Source organism: Streptomyces sp. NBC_00859 (assembly GCF_045161865.1).
In the GTDB taxonomy this organism is placed as follows: domain Bacteria; phylum Actinomycetota; class Actinomycetes; order Streptomycetales; family Streptomycetaceae; genus Streptomyces.
In genome coordinates this window covers 6,664,322-6,683,834 of the sequence record NZ_CP108826.1, presented here as the reverse complement: position 1 = coordinate 6,683,834, position 19,513 = coordinate 6,664,322, and the positions used below count along the sequence as shown (strand labels likewise).

The window sequence follows — 19,513 nt, the reverse complement described above, 5'->3', positions numbered from 1 at the left end:
GCGGTGGCGAACGACGGGTTCGATTTCATTCCCGGGGCACAGATCCCGCTCCAGGGATCAGCGGGTCAGACCGCCGCGACTCACGCCCTCGCATCGGCGGCCTACCGGGACAGTCCGGTCGAGGAGATACTCAAAGCCAACAGCGACTGGCACAAGACGGTCGTGAAGAAGGGCAAGTTCTCCCTCTTCGAGCCGAATCTGGGCGAGTCCTTCTCCCGTGCCGTCCAGGTCCGGATGCTCGGGGGGACCCGGAAGGCACTCATCCAGTCGTTCGGGACGGAACCCCAGACGGTGGTCGAACACTGTCTGGCGGCCACCCGGATCCGCAAGGAGCGCGACACCCGGCTGACTCTCGTGATGGCCGTGTTCGGTCTCGCGTTCCTGCCGGGGCTGCTGCTCTGGCTCGGCGTCTTCCAGCTGCGGCGTACTCTCGCCGGGGCCCGGAACCGCAGTGCGGGGGCCCTGGGTACGGCGCTCCTCGTGGCCGTCGGGGGTCTCGTGGTGCTCTTCCTCGTCAAGCTGCCGTTCGGTGGTATCGGCGCGATGTATCTGCGGGTCATGCTGGTCGCGCCCGTCATCGGCTGGGTGTGGGCCAAGCAGATCTGCGAGAGGACGGCCAGGGACCTGCGGGCCCGCTGGGAGAATCTGCTGTCCGGCACCGCCGTCGGGGCGAAGATCCCCGAGGCCGTACCGCGCAACCCCACCGAGACCGCCGCCGAGCAGCTGCGCCAGTCGCTGGCCAGGCTCACCGCCGAACAGCAGTCCAACTCGGTCTTCTACGCGGGCCCCAAGGGAATACTCGGCATGGGCACCCGCTGGGGCAGCTGGCAGCTCGCCGAGGAGCTGGTCCCCCGCGAGGCGGGCACCGAGATCCACGGCTTCCGCAGCTGGGACGTCATCCGGGCCATCCACGACCGGCTGCGGATGCTGGAGCGCGGCCCGCTGCACACGGGCGGTTTCCCCACGCCCTCCGTCAAACACTGGATCGTGGCGCCCGTCGGCGAGAACGCGGGCGAAGTGAGCCGGCCCGACGGCGAGGACGTGGAAGCCTTCCAGATCAAGGGCCACGAGATACAGCGGATCTGCAACGAGCAGCAGTTCGGCAGCGGCAACCGCCACTATCTGGGCGTGCAGTTCACCCTCTGGGACGGCCAGCTGGTGATCACCATGATGATCACCGTGACGGTGCTCCACGAGACGCTGCGGATCGAGGTCACCGGACATGCCCTCGGCCCCGTGCACTCGCTGTTCACCACCAAGCCCGCGGCCAAGACGAAGGAAGTCAACAAGGCGGTCAAGTTCTGGGAGACGCGGGAGGTGAATCTGCCGCTGGTGGAGACAACGGAGGTGGTACGCCTGGCCGCTCGCGCCCCACTGACCTGGTTCCCGCCCGTCCTCGACTACTGCGGCGGGAAGATCACGCTGCCCGAGCCGTTCGGGATGCGGCACGCCTGGGCCGACAAGCCCTGGCGGCACCGGTTCATGGCGGACGACGCCATGCGCGCGGCGACTCCGGTGCTGCGCGCGGTCCACACGGCGGCCATGCGCGTACTCGACGAACACGGCGTCAACACCGATTCCTTCACCAACCGCTCGATGGTCCTCAGCGGACTGGTGCAGGATCCGACGCCGCGCCAGGCCGACGTCTACGACGCCTGACACCTGCGGTTCCCCGGCGCCGGCCGGGGCGTGCTCCCGCCGCGTCCCGGCCGCGCCTCCGTGCGGGAGCGGCCGGGGCTCACACCGGCCAGGCCGCGGCCAGCATCGTCCGGGTGTCGGCCAGCAGCTGCGGAAGCACCTTGGTATGGCCGACGACGGGCATGAAGTTGGTGTCGCCGCCCCAGCGCGGCACCACGTGCTGGTGCAGGTGCGCGGCGATGCCCGCCCCAGCCGACGCGCCCTGGTTCATCCCGATGTTGAAGCCGTGCGCGCCGGACGCCGTGCGCAGCGCCGTCATCGCCCGCTTGGTCAGCTCGGCCAGCTCGGCCGTCTCGGCCGCGTCCAGCTCCGTGTAGTCGGCGACGTGGCGGAACGGGACGACCATGAGGTGACCGCCGTTGTACGGGTACAGGTTGAGCACCGCGTACACATGCTCGCCGCGTGCGACGACGAGACCGTCCTGGTCGGACTTCGACGGGATCGAGCAGAACGGGCAGTCGTCCCCCGAGCCCGGCCCGCTGGGCTTGTTCTCCCCCTGGATGTACGCCATCCGGTGGGGGGTCCACAGGCGCTGGAACGCGTCCTGCGTCCCCACTCCGATCTGCTGCTCCGGCTCACTCGTCATGCTGTGCAGCATATGACTTCCCCCGTTCGCGACGTGTCGCCGGGGCGCGGGCGACGGCAGTCGCGGGGATGCTGGGCGGATGGACGTCCTGATTCCCGGCGAGCGGCTGCGCCGCTGGGAGGAGCGCACGGAGATTCCGCTCTTCGCGGCCGCGCTGCTCTTCCTCGCCTGCTATGCGGTCCGGGTGCTGGCCCAGGGCGCCGATCCCCTGCTGCGGGACACCGCACTCGCCGTGGCGCTGGCGGTCTGGCTGGTCTTCGTACTGGACTACGCGGTACGGCTCGTCCTCAGCGGCGAGCGGCTGCGCTTCCCGCACAGGCACCGGATGGACACGCTGGCGGTCATCCTGCCGCTGCTGCGGCTGCTGAGGATCGTGCCGCTCTACAACGCGGTGCAGCAGAGGAGGGAGCAGCCGCGGCTGAATCTGCAGGCCCGGGTGATCGCGTACGCGGGACTCTCGGCCGTGCTGCTCGCTTTCGCCGGGTCGCTCGCCGTCTACAGCTGTGAGCGCTCGGCGCCGGGCGCCACCATCCGTACCTTCGGCGACGCCGTGTGGTGGGCCGCCGCGACGCTCTCGACGGTCGGCTACGGCGACGTGACCCCCGTGACGCCGCTGGGACGGGTGATCGCGGTGGCCATGATGGCGTGCGGCATCGCCCTGCTGGGCGCCGTGACGGGATCCTTCTCGTCCTGGCTGCTGCAGACCTTCCGGCGGGACGACGAGGAGAGGCCCCCGGACAGCTGACTGCTGTCCGGGGGCCTCTCCTCGTCGTACGGCGGCGGATCAGACCTGTACGCGGTCCGCGACGGCCTTCGCGATCTTGGCGATGGCGTCGGCCACCGGGATGCCGTTCTCCTGGGAACCGTCGCGGTACCGGAAGGAGACGGCGCCGTTGGCCATGTCCTCGTCGCCCGCGATGATCATGAAGGGCACCTTGGCGCGCTGCTGGTTGCGGATCTTCTTCTGCATACGGTCCGATGAGGCGTCCACCTCGACGCGCAGCCCCTGCTTGCGTGCCGTGGCGGCGAACTCCTGGAGGTACGGGATGTGCGCGTCACCGATCGGGATGCCGACCGCCTGGACGGGCGCGAGCCAGACCGGGAACGCACCCGCGTAGTGCTCCAGGAGCACCGCGAAGAAGCGCTCGATGGAACCGAACAGGGCGCGGTGGATCATGACGGGGCGCTGCTTGGAGCCGTCCGGGCCGGTGTACTCCAGGTCGAAGCGCTCCGGCAGGTTGAAGTCGAGCTGGACGGTCGACATCTGCCAGGTGCGCCCGATGGCGTCCTTGCACTGGACGGAGATCTTCGGCCCGTAGAACGCGGCGCCGCCCGGGTCCGGGACCAGCGGCAGGCCCTGCTTCTCGGCGACCTGGCGGAGCGTCTCGGTGGCCTCTTCCCAGACTTCGTCCGCGCCGACGAACTTCTCCGGGTCCTTGGTGGACAGCTCCAGGTAGAAGTCGGTCAGGCCGTAGTCGCGCAGCAGGTTCAGGACGAAGGTGAGCGTCCGGTCCAGCTCGTCCGCCATCTGCTCCTTGGTGCAGTAGATGTGCGCGTCGTCCTGGGTGAAGCCGCGCGAGCGGGTAAGCCCGTGCACGACGCCCGACTTCTCGTACCGGTACACGGTGCCGAACTCGAAGAGCCGCAGCGGCAGTTCACGGTAGGAACGGCCGCGTGCGTCGAAGATCAGGTTGTGCATCGGGCAGTTCATCGGCTTGAGGTAGTAGTCCACCCCGTCGTCGAGCTGCATGGGCGGGTACATGCCGTCCGCGTACCAGTCCAGGTGGCCGGACTTCTCGAAGAGCTTGCCCTTGGTGGCGTGCGGCGAGTAGACGAACTCGTAGCCCTCCTCCTCGTGGCGCTTGCGCGAGTAGTCCTCCATGGCCCGGCGGATGACGCCGCCCTTGGGGTGGAAGACCGCGAGGCCGGGGCCGATCTCGTCCGGGAAGGAGAAGAGGTCCAGCTCGTTGCCGAGCTTGCGGTGGTCGCGCTTGGCGGCCTCCTCAAGGAACTCCAGGTGCGCCTTGAGCTCGTCCTTGGTGGGCCAGGCGGTGCCGTAGATGCGCTGGAGCATCGGGTTCTTCTCGCTGCCGCGCCAGTACGCCGCGGCGTTCCGCATCAGCTTGAAGGCGGGGATGAACCGGGTGGTGGGCAGGTGGGGGCCTCGGCAGAGGTCCTTCCAGCAGAGGTCACCGGTCTTCGGGTCGAGGTTGTCGTAAATGGTCAGCTCGCTGCCGCCCACCTCGACGTCCGCCCCGTCGTCCGCCGAAGCGGAGCCCTTGATCCCGATGAGCTCCAGCTTGTACGGCTCGGACGCCAGCTCGGCGCGCGCGTCGTCGTCGGTCACCACACGGCGCGAGAAGCGCTGCCCGCGCTTCTGGATCTCCTGCATCTTCTTCTCGATGGCCTTGAGGTCCTCCGGGGTGAAGGGCCGCTCGACATCGAAGTCGTAGTAGAAGCCGTCCTTGACCGGCGGGCCGATGCCGAGCTTCGCGTCGGGGAAGAGCTCCTGCACGGCCTGCGCCATCACGTGTGCGGTGGAGTGGCGCAGGATGTCGAGGCCGTCCTTGGAGGAGATCTCGACGGGCTCGACCTCGTCGCCGTCGGCCAGGGCGTGGGCCAGGTCCTTCAGCTCACCCGCGATCCGCGCCGCGACGACAGTGCGCTCGCCGGGGAAGAGCTCGGCTGCCGTAGTGCCCGTCGTCACCACGCGCTCTTCCCGCTCGGAATCGCGATGGATGACCACACGGACGTCTGACACCGGTCTCTCCTGACTCAGGGGTGCGCAGGCGGAGCGCCGCGCGCCTGAATCGTACCGAGACCGGGGTGTGGTTTGCGAAACGGTTACGAGCCCGCTCCCCCGGCGGCCGCTCCGGCGCCTTCCCCGCCGTCGCCCCGCTCCCCCGCGCAGGCCTCCTCGAAGAAGTCGAGGTTCTCCTGGAGCGCCTTCATCAGCCGGTCCCGCTCCGCCTCGTCCACCTGGACGGGCACCACTCCATCGGCGCCGGTCAGCCGGCGGAACCCGCTGCGGCTCTCCAGTCGGCCGTCGACTCTGACCGGCAGCCCGACCAGGTGCGCGTGGCCCGCGATGCGGTACGCCTCCTCGTCGAGAACCATGCGGATGTACGGGACCTCCGCGCCGGCGAGCACCCGCAGCCGCACCGTGCCGGAACCGCCCGGTGCCGAGCGGCGCATCCGTACCACCGCGCCCGTCACCCGGACCGGCAGGGAGGGCTCCGCCCGCAGATAGCGCGCGCCGGCGGCACGCAGCGCCGGCAGGTCCCCGGGTGAGAAGCAGACCGGTTCGGGCACGGCCGTGCATGCCTCTGGCACCCCGGCCGCCGGTGCCCAGGCCAGCGTCACCGAGACGCCTTCCGTCCCCCGTACGAGGGCGACGACCGCCTCGGTCAGCTCGCGGCTGACCCCTGCTCGGACAGCGGCGTCGAAGGCCTCCGTCCCGCCGGTCGCCCGCTGGTAGTCCACGGCCTCCCGGGTGGCGTGGAGCGCGTGGTGCAGCCGGACCACGGCGGACCTGCCCGGCTCCACCGGGACGAAGGCGGTGAGCCCATGCCCGTCAGGGGCGGGCCCCACCAGTACCCCGTCCAGCGCGGCACCGGCCTGCCTGCGGTGGCGGGCACCGTGGTAGCCCGCGCTGCGGGCCGCCGCCAGTGCGCCCGCTGTGAGCATCTGGCGCGCGGCCGAGCGCAGTTGCTCCTGAACGGTCCAGGGCGCGACACCCGAGAGGTCACCGGCTGTCTCCCGTGACCAGCGGATCTCGTCACTCGGCACGGCCAGCGCGACGAGCACCTCGCGGGCCGACGGCACCGCGCACCGCGCGAGGGCGGTGAGCGCCTCGGCCAGCAGGTCCTCACTGTCGGGGAAGGCGCGGCTCTCCGGGACGAGCAGGCTGGTGCCACGCCCGGCGGGCCCGGGAGGCGTCCAGCGGGCATAGCGCCCGGCCGCTCCGCCGCGACGGCGCCAGCCGTGCCGCCCGAGAAGCGCGCCGAGCACCGCGGGGTCGACCCGCGCGGGATCCGGCCCCTCCCCGGCGTCCCGGACCCCCGGGGCATCGACCGGGTGGGGACGTACGGGTTCGTCGAGCGGGCGATGCTGCATCAGGGTCTCCCTCCGGCCCCGACACGGGCCATGATCCCGCACAGTGCCCGGTCGTCGAATATCCGCGAGGTCGGGATCCGCACGGTGGTTTTGTGCCGGCCCGTCACCGGGTGGCCGGCCAGGTTCGTCCAGTAGCAGCAGTGCCGCAGGTCGAGCCGGTCGGGCCCGGCCCGCAGCCAGTCGTCCTGGGTCCGCGGCACCAGCATCACGACGAGGATCCTGTGCACCGAGACGGGTGTCCGGGCGAGCTTCACGAGATGGGCGTTGTCCAGCGTGAAGGAGAAGGACGCACCCGGCGGGTCCGGGGCTGTCTGGTAGGTGCATTTCAGCTGCACCTTGATCGTCACTTCGTCGTCCACCGTGTGGTCCGGAGCGCCGTGGCTGACATGCCAGTCGATGCCGTTGTCCGGGAAGGGCTGGGACAGCGAACATCCGGAAGCTGCGGCCACCGCGTGCAGGTATCCCACCTGAAAGGTCTCCATACAGGCGGTGGTGGCGAGCGAACCGCGCAGCAGCGCGAGCCGCTCGGGCATCAGGGGGCCCGGTTCGGGCTGCGTGAGCGCCATGACTGTGGTGTGCCTTCCGGACTGTGCCGACACCGTGCCGGTCGGATCCCGGCGGCGGGCCGTCAATGTCCGCGCCCGTCACCTGTGTTGTCTCCGGTCGGCGTATGTCGCAAACAGTCGGGTATCACCGAATCGGGCAGATGTCGCACGCCATCTGACAAGTGAGTGCGAGGAGTTGGGACATGCCGTGCTGGTTCGAAGGACCCCTGGCCGCTTTTGACACCGAGACGACCGGCGTGGACGTCGAGGGTGACCGCATCGTCTCCGCCGCGCTGGTGGTGCAGGACGCCGCCGGAGGGCGGCCGCGCACCACCCGCTGGCTGGTGAATCCGGGCATCCCGGTTCCCGCGGGCGCCACCGAGATCCACGGTCTGACCGATCTCCACCTCCAGCACAACGGCCGCTGGCCCGCTCCCGTGGTCGCGGAGATAGCCAAGGCGCTGGCCGAACAGTGTGCGGCCGGCCGGCCGCTGGTCGTGATGAACGCGCCCTTCGATCTGACGCTGCTCGACCGCGAGTTGAGGCGTCACCGCGCCTCGTCGCTCGGCCAGTACCTCGGGGAATCGCCGCTGCGCGTCCTGGACCCGCGCGTCCTGGACAAGCATCTGGACCGCTACCGCAAGGGCCACCGCACCCTGACGGATCTCTGCGGGCAGTACGAAGTACGGCTGGAGGGCGCCCATGACGCGGCGGCGGACGCACTGGCCTCACTGGAGCTGATCCGGGCGATAGGACGCCGGTTCGCCGGCCGGCTCGAGCGGCTGACGCCCGGTGAGCTGCACACCCTGCAGACGACGTGGCACGCGGCGCAGGCGCGCGGGCTGCAGGCCTGGTTCACCCGCCAGGGCACCCCCGAGGCCGTCGACCCGTCATGGCCGCTGCGGCCCGAACTCTCCGCGGTGGCCTGACCGTACGGCATGCAAAAGGCCGGTCCGCGGTGACGGACCGGCCTTTCCCGGTGGGCGATACTGGGTTCGAACCAGTGACCTCTTCGGTGTGAACGAAGCGCTCTCCCACTGAGCTAATCGCCCGGGAACGGACTGAACCATACAGGGCCCGCCGGTCCCGGTTCAAACTCCTGGGCGGTTCCCGCACGGGGGCGAACGGAGGTCAGTCGTTTCGGGAACGCGGCCCTCCGGACCACGGCGAACGCCGATGGCCCGGAGGCGGGAAGCCTCCGGGCCATCGGATCCGGGCGGTGGGCGATACTGGGTTCGAACCAGTGACCTCTTCGGTGTGAACGAAGCGCTCTCCCACTGAGCTAATCGCCCGGGTGCAGGGAAAACATTACCGCATGGCCCGGACCGTTCCGGACCACCCCGGAGTCGCTCGTGGATCTTCCACCACACCCTGGCCGGCCCTCGGCAGCGGCAGCCCGACGAGCCCGCGGCGATCAGAGGCGGCCCAGCCGGGCAGACATCCGCACGCCACACCCGGAGGCGGCACCACAGCCCCCGGGGGGCACCGCGGCCCCACCGGCGCCCCCGAGACCCCGTCGCGCCCCGGACGCCCCTCCACGGAGCCTCGGGGCGGGGCGTCCGGGGCGCCGCGCCACCGGCGGCCACCCGCGACGGCACCGTCGAGCCCGGAGCTCAACGCCGCACAGCGGTCGAGATCGTCACTCTCCGCACTCAAAAGGCTTCCCCCGCGTAACCGGGCGGAGCCGGAGGCGTCATGCGAGCCGTCACCCGTTTGCCGTAATCGGACAAACCCACACTCCGCCGTACAGGCGACCTTAAGAGCCACAAATCGGTCAGAGGGGTTTACAACGGCACCGTAGGTGGCATGTCGATTTCGCCGACGTGCGAATCCCCGAGCGCACACTGAGCGAAAGGCCCTGGCGCTTATGAACACCACGGTCAGCTGCGAGCTGCACCTGCGCCTCGTTGTGTCGAGCGAGTCATCACTGCCTGTACCCGCGGGCCTGCGGTATGACACGGCCGATCCGTATGCCGTGCATGCCACCTTCCATACCGGAGCCGAAGAGACCGTGGAGTGGGTCTTCGCCCGCGATCTCCTCGCAGAGGGTCTCCACAGGCCCACTGGCACCGGCGACGTCCGAGTATGGCCGTCGCGCAGTCACGGTCAGGGCGTGGTTTGTATCGCCCTGAGCTCCCCGGAAGGAGAAGCCCTGCTCGAAGCCCCCGCGAGGGCCCTGGAGTCGTTCCTCAAGCGGACCGACGCCGCCGTGCCACCCGGTACGGAACACCGCCACTTCGACCTCGACACTGAGCTCTCGCACATTCTGGCCGAAAGCTGAGCCAGGCTGCGAGAAGCCCGGTGCCGTCCGACTCGGGGCGACGGCACCGCGCAGACAACGTCATACGGCAGAAGCCGGGCGCCGTGTTCGCGGAATCCACCGCGTGCACGGCGCCCCGGTGCGCTCCAGGCCCGAGCGGCTAGAGTCGGCCAGCATCGACGGGCGCCGGCCCGCCGCAGGCCAGGGAGTGCATCGTGCTGATCCCCCACGACACCCGGATCGCCCTCGACCTGGTGGTCGGTCTCGTGAACACCACGCCCGAGGGCGCGGGCTCCGACCCGCTCTCCGGCATCGCCGGGCTGTACACGTTCGTACAGGACTACGACGTGAGCGGCGTGGGGCAGCTCAGCGAGGACGACCGGACGGCCGTGATCGGTGTACGCCGGCAGTTCGCCGAGGTGTTCGCCGCCCCCGGGCCCCGAGCTGCGGCGGCACTCGTCAACCGGCTCGTCGCATCCGCGGGCACCACTCCCCAGCTCACCGACCACGACGGTTACGACTGGCATGTGCACTACTTCGCCCCGGGCGCATCGGTCGCCGATCACCTGGCGGCCGACGGCGGCATGGCGCTCGCCTTCATCGTGGTCGCGGGCGAACACGAACGGCTCCGCCGCTGCGAGGCGCCGGACTGCGGACACGCCTTCGTCGATCTCTCCCGCAACCGCTCCCGCAGGTACTGCGACAGCCGCACCTGCGGCAACCGGCTGCACGTCGCCGCCTACCGCGCCCGGCGGAAGGCGGCCGCGGGCTGACGTCCGCCCTCACAGCAGGAACAGATCGTGCACGGCCGCCATGAGCAGCAGGGAGCCGATCACCCCGAGGAAGATGATCAGGGGCGGCTGGGAGAGCGCGAACAGACAGCCACGCGCCTCGGGGGCAGGGGTGGGGACAGCGACATCGTCCCGGGAGGTATCCAGCATCTCGGGCCGATGATGACGCAGCGAAGCCGTATTCGCTGGCCAACACGCATATGTCGATGGGCAGTTCGCCGGAATTCGTGACTGCGCGGCCACACGTTCCCCAACCGGACACCAGTGCGGCGGGATTCAGTGCGGCAGGATGCTGGATGCCCGGACGACGAGCTCGGGCTGGAGCATGACACCGCGGTGCAGATGCTCGCCCTCGCCGCCGTATCCGGCCTCCTCCAGCAGCAGTTCGGCAGCCATCCGCCCCATCAGCACCGCGGGCTGGCGCACCGACGTCAGCGGTACCGCGGCCGCGGCCGCGAACTCGATGTCGTCGTAGCCGACGATCGCCATGTCCTGCGGGACCTTGACGCCCGCCGCGTACAGCGACTGGAGCACACCGAGCGCCAGCAGGTCGTTCACACAGAAGACGGCCGTCGGGCGCGGCACCAGGCCGACCAGCCGGGCGCCCGCGTCCCGGCCCGCCGCCACATCGAGCCGGCCCGTGGAGATCTCGACCAGCGCCTCGGGCGGCAGCCCCGCCTCGTGGAGCGCGGCCAGCGCACCCTTTCTGCGGTCCTGGATCTGACGCAGCTCGGGCGGCCCTGTGACGAAGGCGATCGAGCGGTGCCCCGCCGCGACGAGGTGGCGTACGGCCAGCGTGCCGCCGTGCACGTCGTCGACCGAGACCGCGCAGGAGGTGGCACCGGAGGCCACCCGGTCGACGAGCACGGAGGGGATGCCGTGCCGGCCGAAGTCCTCCAGGCTCTTCCCGGTGGGGTCGGCGGGGGTGACCAGTACCCCCAGGACGCGCTGTTCGGCGAAGAGCGAGAGATAGGCGGCTTCCTCCGCCGCGCTCTGGTCGCTGTTGCAGACCATGACGCCGAGCCCGGCCCTGCGGGCGGCACGTTCGGCTCCGCGGGCGATGTCGACGAAGAAGGGGTTGCCCATGTCGAGCACGAGCAGCGCCACGATCCTGCTGCTGCCGGCCCTCAGCTGCCGGGCCGACTCACTGCGCACATAGCCGAGTTCGTCGATGGCCGCCTGCACACGGGAACGGGTCTCCGGTGAGACGGAGGCCGGCCTGTTGATGACGTTGGACACAGTGCCGACCGAAACGCCCGCGCGCCTGGCCACGTCCTTGATGCCTGCCACGTCTGTCCCGCCTGCTGTACCTGACTGTGCCGGGGCTGAACCCGGGTGATGTCCGGCTGCCCGCATGGAGTGAACTCATCGTACGGTCGCGCCCCGGCCGGCCGGGACCGGCGGAGCCCAGGAGGTCGCACGGGCCCGCCCGCGCCTGCTTCCGGGAGCTGGTTCGACCGGATCGGTGAATTGATTCAAACCAGCTGGAAACTAGCTGTCACCCCGTGTTGCGTCAAGGGTTGACGCGACTGTGCACCCCTACTAGCTTCACCGCACAATGAATCGATTCATTAAAGGGGTTGGGCATGTCTGAACTCTCGGCCGTGAAGGCCGCGCTGGTGTCGCAGGCAATCGAGACCCCGTCCTGGGGCTACGGGAACTCCGGCACCCGGTTCAAGGTCTTCGCGCAGCCGGGTGTACCCCGCGACCCGTTCGAGAAGCTGGACGACGCCGCACAGGTTCATGCCTTCACCGGGGTGGCGCCCCGCGTGTCCCTGCACATCCCCTGGGACCGGGTCGAGGACTACGCGGCGCTTGCCGCGTACGCGAAGGAGCGCGGGCTGGCACTCGGCGCGGTCAACTCCAATGTCTTCCAGGACGACGATTTCAAGCTGGGGTCCGTCACCCACCCCGATGCCGCGGTCCGGCGCAAGGCGGTGGCGCATCTGCTGGAGTGCGTCGACATCATGGACGCGACGGGCTCGTCGGACCTCAAGCTGTGGTTCTCCGACGGCACCAACTACCCGGGACAGGACGACGTCGTGGCCCGCCAGGACCGGCTCGCCGAGGCGCTGGCGACGGTGTACGAACGGCTCGGCGACGAGCAGCGGATGCTCCTGGAGTACAAGCTCTTCGAGCCCGCCTTCTACGCCACGGACGTCCCCGACTGGGGGACGGCGTACGCCCACTGCCTGAAGCTCGGCACCAAGGCCAAGGTCGTCGTCGACACCGGCCACCACGCGCCCGGCACCAACATCGAGTTCATCGTCGCCGTGCTGCTGCGTGAACGGAAGCTGGGGGCCTTCGACTTCAATTCCCGCTTCTACGCCGACGACGACCTGATGGCGGGAGCAGCGGACCCCTTCCAGCTGTTCCGGATCATGCACGAGGTGGTGCGCAACGGCGGCCTGGAGCCGGACGCCCAGGTCAACTTCATGCTGGACCAGTGCCACAACATCGAGGCCAAGGTCCCGGCCGTCATCCGGTCGGTGATGAATGTCCAGGAGGCCACGGCCAAGGCGCTCAGCGTCGACGCGGACGCGCTCGGCGCGGCGCAGCGCTCGGGGGATGTGCTCGGTGCGAACGCCGTGCTGATGGACGCGTACAACACGGACGTCCGGCCGCTGCTCGCCGCGATCCGTGAGGAGGGCGGGCTGCACCCCGACCCGGTCGCCGGCTACCTGGCGTCCGGCAGGCAGGAGCGCGTCGCCGCGGAGCGTGTGGGCGGCACCCAGGCCGGTTGGGGGGCCTGACCCTTCCCGCTCCCCGCCCCCGCGCTCGTCAGATGCCGTGCTTCTTGAGGATCTCCTCGATGTCGGAGAAGTCCTCCTTGGGTACGGAGGCCCTGGGAGCCGCGGCCCCGGGGGCGGGCGCGGACGCCTGGGGCCGGGGCTCCGTGGTGGCCTGCGGCTGCGCACCGGTGCGGCCCGGCAGCGAGGGAGCCGGCGCCGCGGGATCGACCGCCTCGGCCCCTGCGGCCCTGGCGGCCGCCTTCCGCTCCTTGCGGGTGCCACCGGAGCGGCGCTCGACCGCCCTGGTGGTGATGAAGAGCAGCCAGGCGACCGCGAGCATCCCGAAGCCCAGCCAGACCGACGGCTTGAACACCATGTCGGACACCCAGCCCACGACACCGGTCAGTACCAGTCCCACCGGGACCAGCGAGTAGGCGAAAATGCGGGTCGCCGACAGGAAGCGCTTGCGGTACGCCGTGATCGCGGCGATGCCCAGCCCTGCCGCGGACACCGCGGAACAGACGGTCTCGGCAATCATCCGGTCTCCTCCAGCCATGGGTTCGTTTCCCTCCATCCTGCACCGGAGTGGGGTGCGCAGGCCACGCCCGGCACCGACCTCAGGGTCATATCCGGGGCGGGTCCTCCTCAGGTCCCGGTTCGGACGTGCCGCGTACGGCTGGGAGACTGGCCAGCATGAGTGACTCCTCCACCCCCCGCCCCGTCGTCCTCGACGTCTGGTGCGAGCTCCAGTGCCCCGACTGCCGCAGCGCCCTGGAAGACGTACACGCGCTGCGCGCCCGCTACGGCGACCGTCTCGACCTGCGGCTGCGCCACTTCCCGCTGGAGAAGCACCGGCACGCCTATGCGGCGGCCCAGGCGGCCGAGGAGGCCTTCGAGCAGGGGCAGGGCTGGCCGTACACGGAGGCCGTACTCGCCGGTACCGAGGAGCTGGCGTCCCGCGGGGAGCCGTTCCTGCTGGAGACGGCCGGTGGACTGGGCCTGGACACCGACGAGTTCGACACCGTACTGATCGACGGCCGCCACATGCTGACCGTCGACGCCGACCAGGCGGAGGGCAAGGCCATCGGTGTCACCGGCACCCCCAGCTATGTCATCGGCGGAGAACTGCTGGACGGTGGCAAGAGCCAGGAAGGGCTGCGCGAGCGGATCGAGGAGATCGCCGACCGGCTGCTCGCCACCGGCGCCTGAAGAGCCCTCTCGGCCGGGGCCCCGGCCGAGGAGGGGCCTTCAGAGCAGCTGCTTGGCGTAATGGCGCTCGGTCGTGCGGTAGCCGAGTGATTCGTAGAGCCGGACCGCCGGTGTGTTGTCGCTGAACACGTGCAGCTTGATGAGCCGCAGCCCGGCGGCGATCCCCTCGCGCTCGGCGAGCAGCATCAGCGAACGGCCGTGGCCCCGGCCCCGGTACCTCTCGCCGACCTCGATGTCGAAGACGTAGGCGCCGGTCCGGCCGGGAGCCGTCTCGCGTTCCGCGATCCAGACGTGACCCACCACGTCGCCTCCGTCGACCAGTACGCCGATGACAGTACCGGGGGTCGCGAGGCCGTCGGGGAGATGCGCGTGGTGGTCGGCGTCGGCCCTCGTCCGGGCCTGCGCCTCGGGTACGCCCCTGTCGATCCAGGCCTGGGCGTAGGCGTCGACGGCCCCCGCCTGCCACGCCCGGAACTCGTCCTCGCCCATGCGGCGCGCCTCGACACCGGAGGGGAGCGCCGGCGGCTGAGCGGGCAGTTCCTTCAGCATATGGCTGCTGATCAGGGCGTACCCCAGCCCGTCGGCCATCCGCAGCGCGGCGGCCGCATCGGCGGGTATGGCGATCCGCGCCTGGTCACAGCCCCAGCCGCGCAGCACTTCCTCGGCAGCGAGGGCGGCGACGGTGGCCCGGCCGCGCCCCCGGTCGGGCTCGTCGATCCGCAGTCCGCGGATCACCCCGCAGGAGGGCCCGAAGTCCTCGCTCGTGCGGAGATCGACCTCGCCCACCGGCCGGCTGTTCACGCAGACCTGGTAGGAGCGTGCCCTGGCGCCGTCGGCGCCCTGCTGAAGCGGCGCCGTCGGCCGCAGTGTGGTGGTCATCAGGGGAGTTGTACCCGTCCTGCGGCCCTCACGTCATCCGCGCGGGCCAATCCGCGGCTCAGGGATCGAGCCGCTCGCCAGCACGCTCGTCCCAGATCCGCATGGCCTTCGCGGTCACCGGGCCTGGTGCGTCGGCCAGTTGGCGGCCGTCGATCCGGTGGACGGCCTGGACATCGCGGAGCGTCGAGGTCAGGAAGATCTCGTCGGCCCGCTCCAGGACGTCCAGCGGCAGCTCGCTCTCCCGGGCCCCGGTCCATTCGACCGCCAGCGCCCGCGTGATGCCCGCCAGACAGCCGGAGGAGAGCGGCGGGGTGTGCAGTTCGCCGTCGACCACGACAAAGACGTTGGATCCTGTGCCCTCGCACAGAGCTCCCGTGGTGTTGGCGAACAGCGCCTCGGTGGCGCCCTGTTCGTGGGCCCGTGCGAGCGCCACGACGTTCTCCGCGTAGGAGGTGGTCTTCAGCCCGGCCACCGCGCTTCGCTCGTTGCGCGTCCAGGGGACGGTGACCGCCGCGGTGGTGTCGGGGCGGCGGGCCGTCTCGCCGAGCGCGACGACCAGAGTGGGGCCCGCATCTCCGCGGTCGGAGCCGAGCGGGGAGAGCCCGCCGGTGTACGTGATCCTCAGCCGGCCCAGCTCCATGGGGTTGGCGTCCAGCACCGCCGTACAGGCGCGGCGCACCTCGTCGAGATCGGGGTCGGGCAGACCGAGCCCACGGGCCGAGCGGGTCAGCCGGCCGAGGTGCCGGGTGAGCGCGAACGTACGCCCCCCGGTCGCCTTGACCGTCTCGAAGATGCCGTCACCCACGGTCAGGCCGTGGTCGAGGACCGATACCAGGGCGGTATCCGCGTCCCGCAGCCCGCCGTTGACCCAGATCTTCATGGAGTGGTCCTTCCGGTCGTCGCGTCCGTACCGGACGCTATCGCGAGCAGCCGGCCCGCTTTGAGTTCGGTCTCGTCCCACTCGCGCTCCGGATCCGAGCCCCAGGTGATGCCGGCGCCCGTGCCGAAGCGCAGGACCGGGCCGCTGTCACCGGTTCGGTCGATCCAGAACGTCCGGATACCGACGGCCAGCGCGGCCGTCCCCCGGTCGGCGTCGACCCAGCCGACGGCTCCGCAGTACGGCCCGCGGGGCGCGGTCTCCAGCGCCTGGATGATGCGCAGCGCGCTCGACTTGGGCGCGCCGGTCACCGATCCGGGCGGGAAGGTGTCCGCCAGCAGCCCGCCCCAGCCGACTCCCTCGGCGAGTTCGCCCCGGACCGTGGAGACGAGATGGACCAGACCGGGATGCGGCTCCACCTCGCAGAGGCGTGGCACACCGACGGAGCCGGTGGCACAGACCCGTCCGAGATCGTTGCGGACGAGGTCCACGATCATCACGTTCTCCGCGTGGTCCTTCTCCAGCAGGTCAGCGGCGGTGCGCCCGGTCCCCTTGATCGGGCCGGACTCGACGGTCCGTCCCGAGCGGCTCAGATAGAGCTCGGGGGAAGCGGTCGCTATCTCCACTCCGTGGGCGGGGAGCCGGATCGTCCCGGCGTACGGCGCGGGGTTGCCCAGGGCGAGCAGAGCGGTCAGCGCGTCGATGTCCGCGGTGCCGGGAGCGGGCAGGCGCGCGGTGAGCACCCGGCAGAGGTTGGCCTGGTACACCTCACCGGCGGCGATCTCCGCGCGGATGCGCCGGACCCCCGCGGTGTACGCGTCGTGGTCGAGCGAGGACGTCCAGTCACCGGGCGAAGGTCCACGCCACTGCCCGGGGACCACCGCGGGCACCGGCTCCGTACGCACGTCCCCGAAGCGGGCGCAGACGAGCCCGCCCTCGAAATCCGCGGCCACGGCCCAGAAGCCGCTGGAGTCCAGGGCGGAGGGGTCACTGGTGACATCGCGCAGGTCACAGGCGACACGGCCGCCGAAGCGGGCGAGGGGAGGAAGGCGGTGCACACCGGCGAGTCTAGGACCGGCCGCCGGAAAGCCGCTCCGGAGCGAACGCACCGCAGCACGCTGCGGAAACGCGTTTTTGTGCTGGACCGGGAATCCGCTAGAGTTCAACATGTCGCCGGGGCGCGCAAGCGCTGCGGGAATGACAAGCGGACGTAGCTCAGTTGGTAGAGCGCAACCTTGCCAAGGTTGAGGTCGCCAGTTCGAACCTGGTCGTCCGCTCGCAGGACCGGGGGATCTTCCCGAAGAACCCCCGCACTCCTGGTGGAGTGGCCGAGAGGCGAGGCAACGGCCTGCAAAGCCGTCTACACGGGTTCAAATCCCGTCTCCACCTCCAAGGACGATTAGCTCAGCGGGAGAGCGCTTCCCTGACACGGAAGAGGTCACTGGTTCAATCCCAGTATCGTCCACTGGATTCCCCGCTCCGGCAGGGTTTCCGTCCCGCGCGATTAGCTCAGCGGGAGAGCGCTTCCCTGACACGGAAGAGGTCACTGGTTCAATCCCAGTATCGCGCACGCAGTAATCTCGGAACGTACGCGAGATCATTCGCCGTACGAGCAGCAGTATTCGTACGAGCAGCACCGTCAGCCCCGCGCGATTAGCTCAGCGGGAGAGCGCTTCCCTGACACGGAAGAGGTCACTGGTTCAATCCCAGTATCGCGCACCGGAACAGGAACCCCCGGCCGTTTTCACGGCCGGGGGTTCTTCCGTCTGCGGTCTTCTCCTCCCCCTCCGTTCAGGAGGAGAAGAGCATGTGGCCGAAGCCCCTGTTGTGATGACCGTGGTGGCCGCCGTGATGACCTCCGTGGTGGCCGCCACCACCGCCGTAGTGCTGCGGGGCGCCCCACACCGGCGCCTGCGGGGCCGGGTAGGCCTGCGGCGGGGGCTGCTGGCCCCACTGGGATTCGAGCTGGGTCAGCGACTCGAGCTCCCCGTAGTCGAGGAATATCCCCCGGCAGCCACTGCACTGTTCGATCTGGACACCGTTGCGGTTGTAGGTGTGCATCGGGGCATGGCACTTGGGACACTGCATGCTCGGTTCAACTCCTCGCCGTTGGATCAGGTCGGCTCACCTTACGATGACGCCCCGTGCGCCAACTCCGCAGGGAGATCCGCGATTCGGGCACAGGAATCGAGCATGACCTGCTCGGCCTCGTCGAGAGGCCTGTGTCCGGCGGCCGACTTCACCAGCGCGAGAGCAGCGGTCTGGACGGTCAGCGCCCGTGCCGGCACGTCCAGTTCGGGCCATGGGTCGCCCTCCCGGCACACGGCCGGGCCGCCCGCCGCCCGGTAGGCACCCAGGAACCGGGCCCAGGTGTCGGGCGCCAGCAGCCCCGCCGCGTACCAGGCGGCGGGGCGGGCCAGGTCCCAGGCGGGGTCGCCGCGTCCGAGGTCGTCCACGTCGATCAGCTGCCAGGGGCCGTCGTCCGCGGGGTGCCTGACGAGCTGCCCGAGGTGCAGATCGCCGTGGCAGAGGAAGGAGGCGCGGGGCGGGGGCGCCTCGGCGCGCGCCCAGCCGGGGAGACTGCGCCAGGCATCGAGCACCGGCTCCCCCGCGCGGCCGGGAAGTGCTTCCCGCATCCGGGCCAGGGCGAGGGCCGCCTTGGCCGGGCCCCGCATCGGCGGCAGCGGACCCGGCAGGGCGTCGGGCCGGACCGAGTGCAACCCGGCGAGCAGGGCCGCTGCTTCCTCCCAGGGCGCCGCGGCGGGGGCCTCCGGGTCGACAGGCGTACCGCAGGGCCACGTGGTGACAGCTCCGGCGGCGCCGGCCGCGGGGAGCGTGATCGGCGGCAGCAGGATGCCGGCCAGGAGCGGGTGCGCGGCGACCGCCACCCGTACCGCGAGGGCGGCCGTGTCCGTGTCGGCGGCGTGCGCCTTGGCCACGGCGCTGCCGTGCCGTACGACCGCGCCGTCCGGGCGGTCGGTGAGGACGGTGGCGTCGCGCCCGCAGTCGGCGCACGGAACGTGTGGGAGCGCGCCGTTCCTGGGGTGGGCGGCGCGTTCGGCGGCGGCGCCGAGTGCGCGCAGCCGGGCGGACACGGTCACGGTCTCCTCCGTCGGGGTGTGTCTGCGGACGGGAGCCTCCGTGTGCTCCCGGTCGTCGTCCGTGCCGCCCCCGGACAGCGCGATGTCCGGCCAGCTCCCCAGCTGACCGGACAAACGCTGCCGTCCGCCGCACCCCCGTCCCCACGGGGTTGTTGGCCGGATGTCCCTGGCCCGGACCGCTCTCCCGGACCCAGGGGCGCCGCTCAGCGCCCCAGCATCACGCCCACGGACGACGCCTGTGTGACTACTGCCTGCCAGCCTCCGAAGACGAACATCAGCAGTGCGGCAAGAGGAAGGACCATCGCGGTCGCCACCAGCGGGTGGCGGGTACCGGAGCTGCGGACGCCGAGCGTGGTGTGCGCCCTGCGTCCCTGCGTGCGGAGAATCGTCCGCGCTGCGGTGTCGGCCATGGCCCCTCTCCTGTCGGTTCGGAAAGCGGCGAGTGTCCGAACTCGGGGGACGAGTGTTCACTCGCCGCTTGATCTCAAATCTAGGGGCGGGAACGGGGCCGGTCGTCATGCCCGCGTACCTAATCCCGGGCCTCCAGGAGGATGAGCCTCCGCGTGTCGGCATACTCCCCTGGGTGGAGAACCCCACCCCCGTGCCTGCGGGTCGCCCCTGACCCGAGCCCCCCGGGTGCCGTGGCCGTCCGGCCCCCGGCTGCGCGCACCGGACCGGTCCGGCGTGGGGGCCAAAGCGGTCCGGAGACGTCGATTTCG

At 70.7% G+C, this 19,513-nt stretch carries 20 protein-coding genes and 7 tRNA genes; 12 read left to right on the top strand and 15 right to left on the bottom strand.

Annotation, left to right across the window (positions count from 1 at the left end; all coding sequences use genetic code 11):
- The first annotated feature begins 3 nt into the window (after positions 1–3).
- On the top strand, positions 4–1,659 hold the full coding sequence (locus OG584_RS29470; RefSeq protein WP_405782366.1) for a hypothetical protein: 1,656 nt from the start codon (positions 4–6) through the stop codon (positions 1,657–1,659).
- Positions 1,660–1,738: 79 nt separating this feature from the next.
- Here the strand turns inward: OG584_RS29470 and OG584_RS29465 are convergent, their stop codons facing one another.
- Complete coding sequence (locus OG584_RS29465; protein ID WP_405782364.1) at positions 1,739–2,296, bottom strand: HIT family protein; 558 nt, start codon at positions 2,294–2,296, stop codon at positions 1,739–1,741.
- Positions 2,297–2,363: 67 nt separating this feature from the next.
- Here OG584_RS29465 and OG584_RS29460 point away from each other — a divergent pair, with 67 nt between their 5' ends.
- Positions 2,364–3,029 carry a potassium channel family protein gene (locus tag OG584_RS29460; protein ID WP_405782362.1) on the top strand — a complete coding sequence of 222 codons (666 nt, stop codon included), beginning with the start codon at positions 2,364–2,366 and terminating at the stop codon, positions 3,027–3,029.
- Between the two features lie 39 nt (positions 3,030–3,068).
- Here the strand turns inward: OG584_RS29460 and thrS are convergent, their stop codons facing one another.
- The 3 genes from thrS to OG584_RS29445 form a co-directional block, all read right to left on the bottom strand.
- Positions 3,069–5,045: a threonine--tRNA ligase gene (gene thrS / locus OG584_RS29455; protein WP_405782360.1), complete on the bottom strand. Its 1,977-nt coding sequence runs from the start codon at positions 5,043–5,045 to the stop codon at positions 3,069–3,071.
- A gap of 83 nt (positions 5,046–5,128) precedes the next feature.
- Positions 5,129–6,400 carry a hypothetical protein gene (locus tag OG584_RS29450; protein ID WP_405782358.1) on the bottom strand — a complete coding sequence of 424 codons (1,272 nt, stop codon included), beginning with the start codon at positions 6,398–6,400 and terminating at the stop codon, positions 5,129–5,131.
- Positions 6,400–6,966, bottom strand: a complete 567-nt coding sequence (locus OG584_RS29445) for a DUF4365 domain-containing protein (RefSeq protein WP_405782356.1) — start codon at positions 6,964–6,966, stop codon at positions 6,400–6,402. The genes OG584_RS29450 and OG584_RS29445 overlap by 1 nt, the downstream gene beginning before the upstream one ends.
- A gap of 182 nt (positions 6,967–7,148) precedes the next feature.
- Between OG584_RS29445 and OG584_RS29440 the strand changes: the two genes are divergently transcribed.
- On the top strand, positions 7,149–7,874 hold the full coding sequence (locus tag OG584_RS29440) for a 3'-5' exonuclease (RefSeq protein WP_405782355.1): 726 nt from the start codon (positions 7,149–7,151) through the stop codon (positions 7,872–7,874).
- Positions 7,875–7,925: 51 nt separating this feature from the next.
- On the opposite strand, the gene OG584_RS29435 is transcribed toward OG584_RS29440, so the two are convergent.
- Both OG584_RS29435 and OG584_RS29430 read right to left on the bottom strand, forming a co-directional pair.
- A tRNA-Val gene (locus tag OG584_RS29435) sits at positions 7,926–7,997 on the bottom strand.
- Positions 7,998–8,165: 168 nt separating this feature from the next.
- Positions 8,166–8,237: transfer RNA gene (locus OG584_RS29430), tRNA-Val, on the bottom strand.
- A 575-nt stretch (positions 8,238–8,812) separates the two neighbouring features.
- On the opposite strand from OG584_RS29430, the gene OG584_RS29425 reads away from it, so the two are divergent.
- Positions 8,813–9,226, top strand: a complete 414-nt coding sequence (locus tag OG584_RS29425) for an SsgA family sporulation/cell division regulator (RefSeq protein WP_003959770.1) — start codon at positions 8,813–8,815, stop codon at positions 9,224–9,226.
- A 194-nt stretch (positions 9,227–9,420) separates the two neighbouring features.
- Positions 9,421–9,978, top strand: coding sequence for a CGNR zinc finger domain-containing protein (locus OG584_RS29420; protein WP_405782353.1), 558 nt, complete (start codon positions 9,421–9,423; stop codon positions 9,976–9,978).
- A gap of 9 nt (positions 9,979–9,987) precedes the next feature.
- Here OG584_RS29420 and OG584_RS29415 read toward each other — a convergent pair whose 3' ends face one another.
- Positions 9,988–10,146: a hypothetical protein gene (locus tag OG584_RS29415; protein WP_405782352.1), complete on the bottom strand. Its 159-nt coding sequence runs from the start codon at positions 10,144–10,146 to the stop codon at positions 9,988–9,990.
- Positions 10,147–10,272: 126 nt separating this feature from the next.
- Entirely contained in the window at positions 10,273–11,286 is a 1,014-nt protein-coding gene (locus tag OG584_RS29410) for a LacI family DNA-binding transcriptional regulator (RefSeq protein WP_405782350.1), read from the bottom strand.
- 296 nt (positions 11,287–11,582) lie between these two features.
- Between OG584_RS29410 and rhaI the strand changes: the two genes are divergently transcribed.
- Positions 11,583–12,749: an L-rhamnose isomerase gene (gene rhaI / locus OG584_RS29405; protein WP_405782348.1), complete on the top strand. Its 1,167-nt coding sequence runs from the start codon at positions 11,583–11,585 to the stop codon at positions 12,747–12,749.
- A 28-nt stretch (positions 12,750–12,777) separates the two neighbouring features.
- Here rhaI and OG584_RS29400 read toward each other — a convergent pair whose 3' ends face one another.
- Positions 12,778–13,266 (bottom strand): hypothetical protein, encoded by a 489-nt coding sequence (locus OG584_RS29400; RefSeq protein ID WP_405782346.1) that lies wholly within the window; start codon positions 13,264–13,266, stop codon positions 12,778–12,780.
- Positions 13,267–13,421: 155 nt separating this feature from the next.
- Here OG584_RS29400 and OG584_RS29395 point away from each other — a divergent pair, with 155 nt between their 5' ends.
- Positions 13,422–13,937, top strand: coding sequence for a DsbA family protein (locus OG584_RS29395; RefSeq protein WP_405782345.1), 516 nt, complete (start codon positions 13,422–13,424; stop codon positions 13,935–13,937).
- Positions 13,938–13,976: 39 nt separating this feature from the next.
- Here OG584_RS29395 and OG584_RS29390 read toward each other — a convergent pair whose 3' ends face one another.
- From OG584_RS29390 to OG584_RS29380, 3 genes are read right to left on the bottom strand one after another with little or no spacing between them, the layout of a single operon-like run.
- Complete coding sequence (locus OG584_RS29390; RefSeq protein WP_405782343.1) at positions 13,977–14,816, bottom strand: GNAT family N-acetyltransferase; 840 nt, start codon at positions 14,814–14,816, stop codon at positions 13,977–13,979.
- A gap of 58 nt (positions 14,817–14,874) precedes the next feature.
- Positions 14,875–15,696, bottom strand: a complete 822-nt coding sequence (locus tag OG584_RS29385; RefSeq protein ID WP_405782341.1) for an aminotransferase class IV — start codon at positions 15,694–15,696, stop codon at positions 14,875–14,877.
- On the bottom strand, positions 15,693–16,751 hold the full coding sequence (locus tag OG584_RS29380; RefSeq protein ID WP_405782340.1) for a chorismate-binding protein: 1,059 nt from the start codon (positions 16,749–16,751) through the stop codon (positions 15,693–15,695). The genes OG584_RS29385 and OG584_RS29380 overlap by 4 nt, the downstream gene beginning before the upstream one ends.
- Positions 16,752–16,897: 146 nt before the next feature.
- Here OG584_RS29380 and OG584_RS29375 point away from each other — a divergent pair.
- The 5 genes from OG584_RS29375 to OG584_RS29355 all read left to right on the top strand — a co-directional run bounded on the left by OG584_RS29375 (position 16,898) and on the right by OG584_RS29355 (position 17,412).
- Positions 16,898–16,970: transfer RNA gene (locus OG584_RS29375), tRNA-Gly, on the top strand.
- A 41-nt stretch (positions 16,971–17,011) separates the two neighbouring features.
- Positions 17,012–17,085, top strand: a tRNA-Cys gene (locus OG584_RS29370).
- 1 nt (position 17,086) lies between these two features.
- Positions 17,087–17,158 (top strand) — tRNA-Val (locus OG584_RS29365).
- Between the two features lie 33 nt (positions 17,159–17,191).
- Positions 17,192–17,263, top strand: a tRNA-Val gene (locus tag OG584_RS29360).
- Between the two features lie 77 nt (positions 17,264–17,340).
- Positions 17,341–17,412: transfer RNA gene (locus OG584_RS29355), tRNA-Val, on the top strand.
- Positions 17,413–17,484: 72 nt separating this feature from the next.
- Here OG584_RS29355 and OG584_RS29350 read toward each other — a convergent pair.
- From OG584_RS29350 to OG584_RS29340, 3 genes are all read right to left on the bottom strand, one after another.
- Complete coding sequence (locus tag OG584_RS29350) at positions 17,485–17,781, bottom strand: zf-TFIIB domain-containing protein (protein ID WP_405782338.1); 297 nt, start codon at positions 17,779–17,781, stop codon at positions 17,485–17,487.
- 41 nt (positions 17,782–17,822) lie between these two features.
- Complete coding sequence (locus OG584_RS29345; protein WP_405784339.1) at positions 17,823–18,776, bottom strand: phosphotransferase family protein; 954 nt, start codon at positions 18,774–18,776, stop codon at positions 17,823–17,825.
- A gap of 221 nt (positions 18,777–18,997) precedes the next feature.
- Positions 18,998–19,204, bottom strand: a complete 207-nt coding sequence (locus OG584_RS29340; RefSeq protein ID WP_405782337.1) for a hypothetical protein — start codon at positions 19,202–19,204, stop codon at positions 18,998–19,000.
- Positions 19,205–19,513 lie beyond the last annotated feature (309 nt).

What these genes read in the sequence shown, in the direction of transcription:
- OG584_RS29340 (WP_405782337.1), bottom strand. Translation starts at nt 19,204, where the DNA reads ATGGCCGACACCGCAGCGCGGACGATTCTCCGCACGCAGGGACGCAGG.
- OG584_RS29460 (WP_405782362.1), top strand. Translation starts at nt 2,364, where the DNA reads ATGGACGTCCTGATTCCCGGCGAGCGGCTGCGCCGCTGGGAGGAGCGC.
- OG584_RS29445 (WP_405782356.1), bottom strand. Translation starts at nt 6,966, where the DNA reads ATGGCGCTCACGCAGCCCGAACCGGGCCCCCTGATGCCCGAGCGGCTC.
- OG584_RS29450 (WP_405782358.1), bottom strand. Translation starts at nt 6,400, where the DNA reads ATGCAGCATCGCCCGCTCGACGAACCCGTACGTCCCCACCCGGTCGAT.
- OG584_RS29390 (WP_405782343.1), bottom strand. Translation starts at nt 14,816, where the DNA reads ATGACCACCACACTGCGGCCGACGGCGCCGCTTCAGCAGGGCGCCGAC.
- OG584_RS29425 (WP_003959770.1), top strand. Translation starts at nt 8,813, where the DNA reads ATGAACACCACGGTCAGCTGCGAGCTGCACCTGCGCCTCGTTGTGTCG.
- rhaI (WP_405782348.1), top strand. Translation starts at nt 11,583, where the DNA reads ATGTCTGAACTCTCGGCCGTGAAGGCCGCGCTGGTGTCGCAGGCAATC.
- OG584_RS29400 (WP_405782346.1), bottom strand. Translation starts at nt 13,266, where the DNA reads ATGATTGCCGAGACCGTCTGTTCCGCGGTGTCCGCGGCAGGGCTGGGC.
- OG584_RS29350 (WP_405782338.1), bottom strand. Translation starts at nt 17,781, where the DNA reads ATGCAGTGTCCCAAGTGCCATGCCCCGATGCACACCTACAACCGCAAC.
- OG584_RS29395 (WP_405782345.1), top strand. Translation starts at nt 13,422, where the DNA reads ATGAGTGACTCCTCCACCCCCCGCCCCGTCGTCCTCGACGTCTGGTGC.
- OG584_RS29465 (WP_405782364.1), bottom strand. Translation starts at nt 2,296, where the DNA reads ATGCTGCACAGCATGACGAGTGAGCCGGAGCAGCAGATCGGAGTGGGG.
- OG584_RS29385 (WP_405782341.1), bottom strand. Translation starts at nt 15,696, where the DNA reads ATGAAGATCTGGGTCAACGGCGGGCTGCGGGACGCGGATACCGCCCTG.
- OG584_RS29440 (WP_405782355.1), top strand. Translation starts at nt 7,149, where the DNA reads ATGCCGTGCTGGTTCGAAGGACCCCTGGCCGCTTTTGACACCGAGACG.
- OG584_RS29415 (WP_405782352.1), bottom strand. Translation starts at nt 10,146, where the DNA reads ATGCTGGATACCTCCCGGGACGATGTCGCTGTCCCCACCCCTGCCCCC.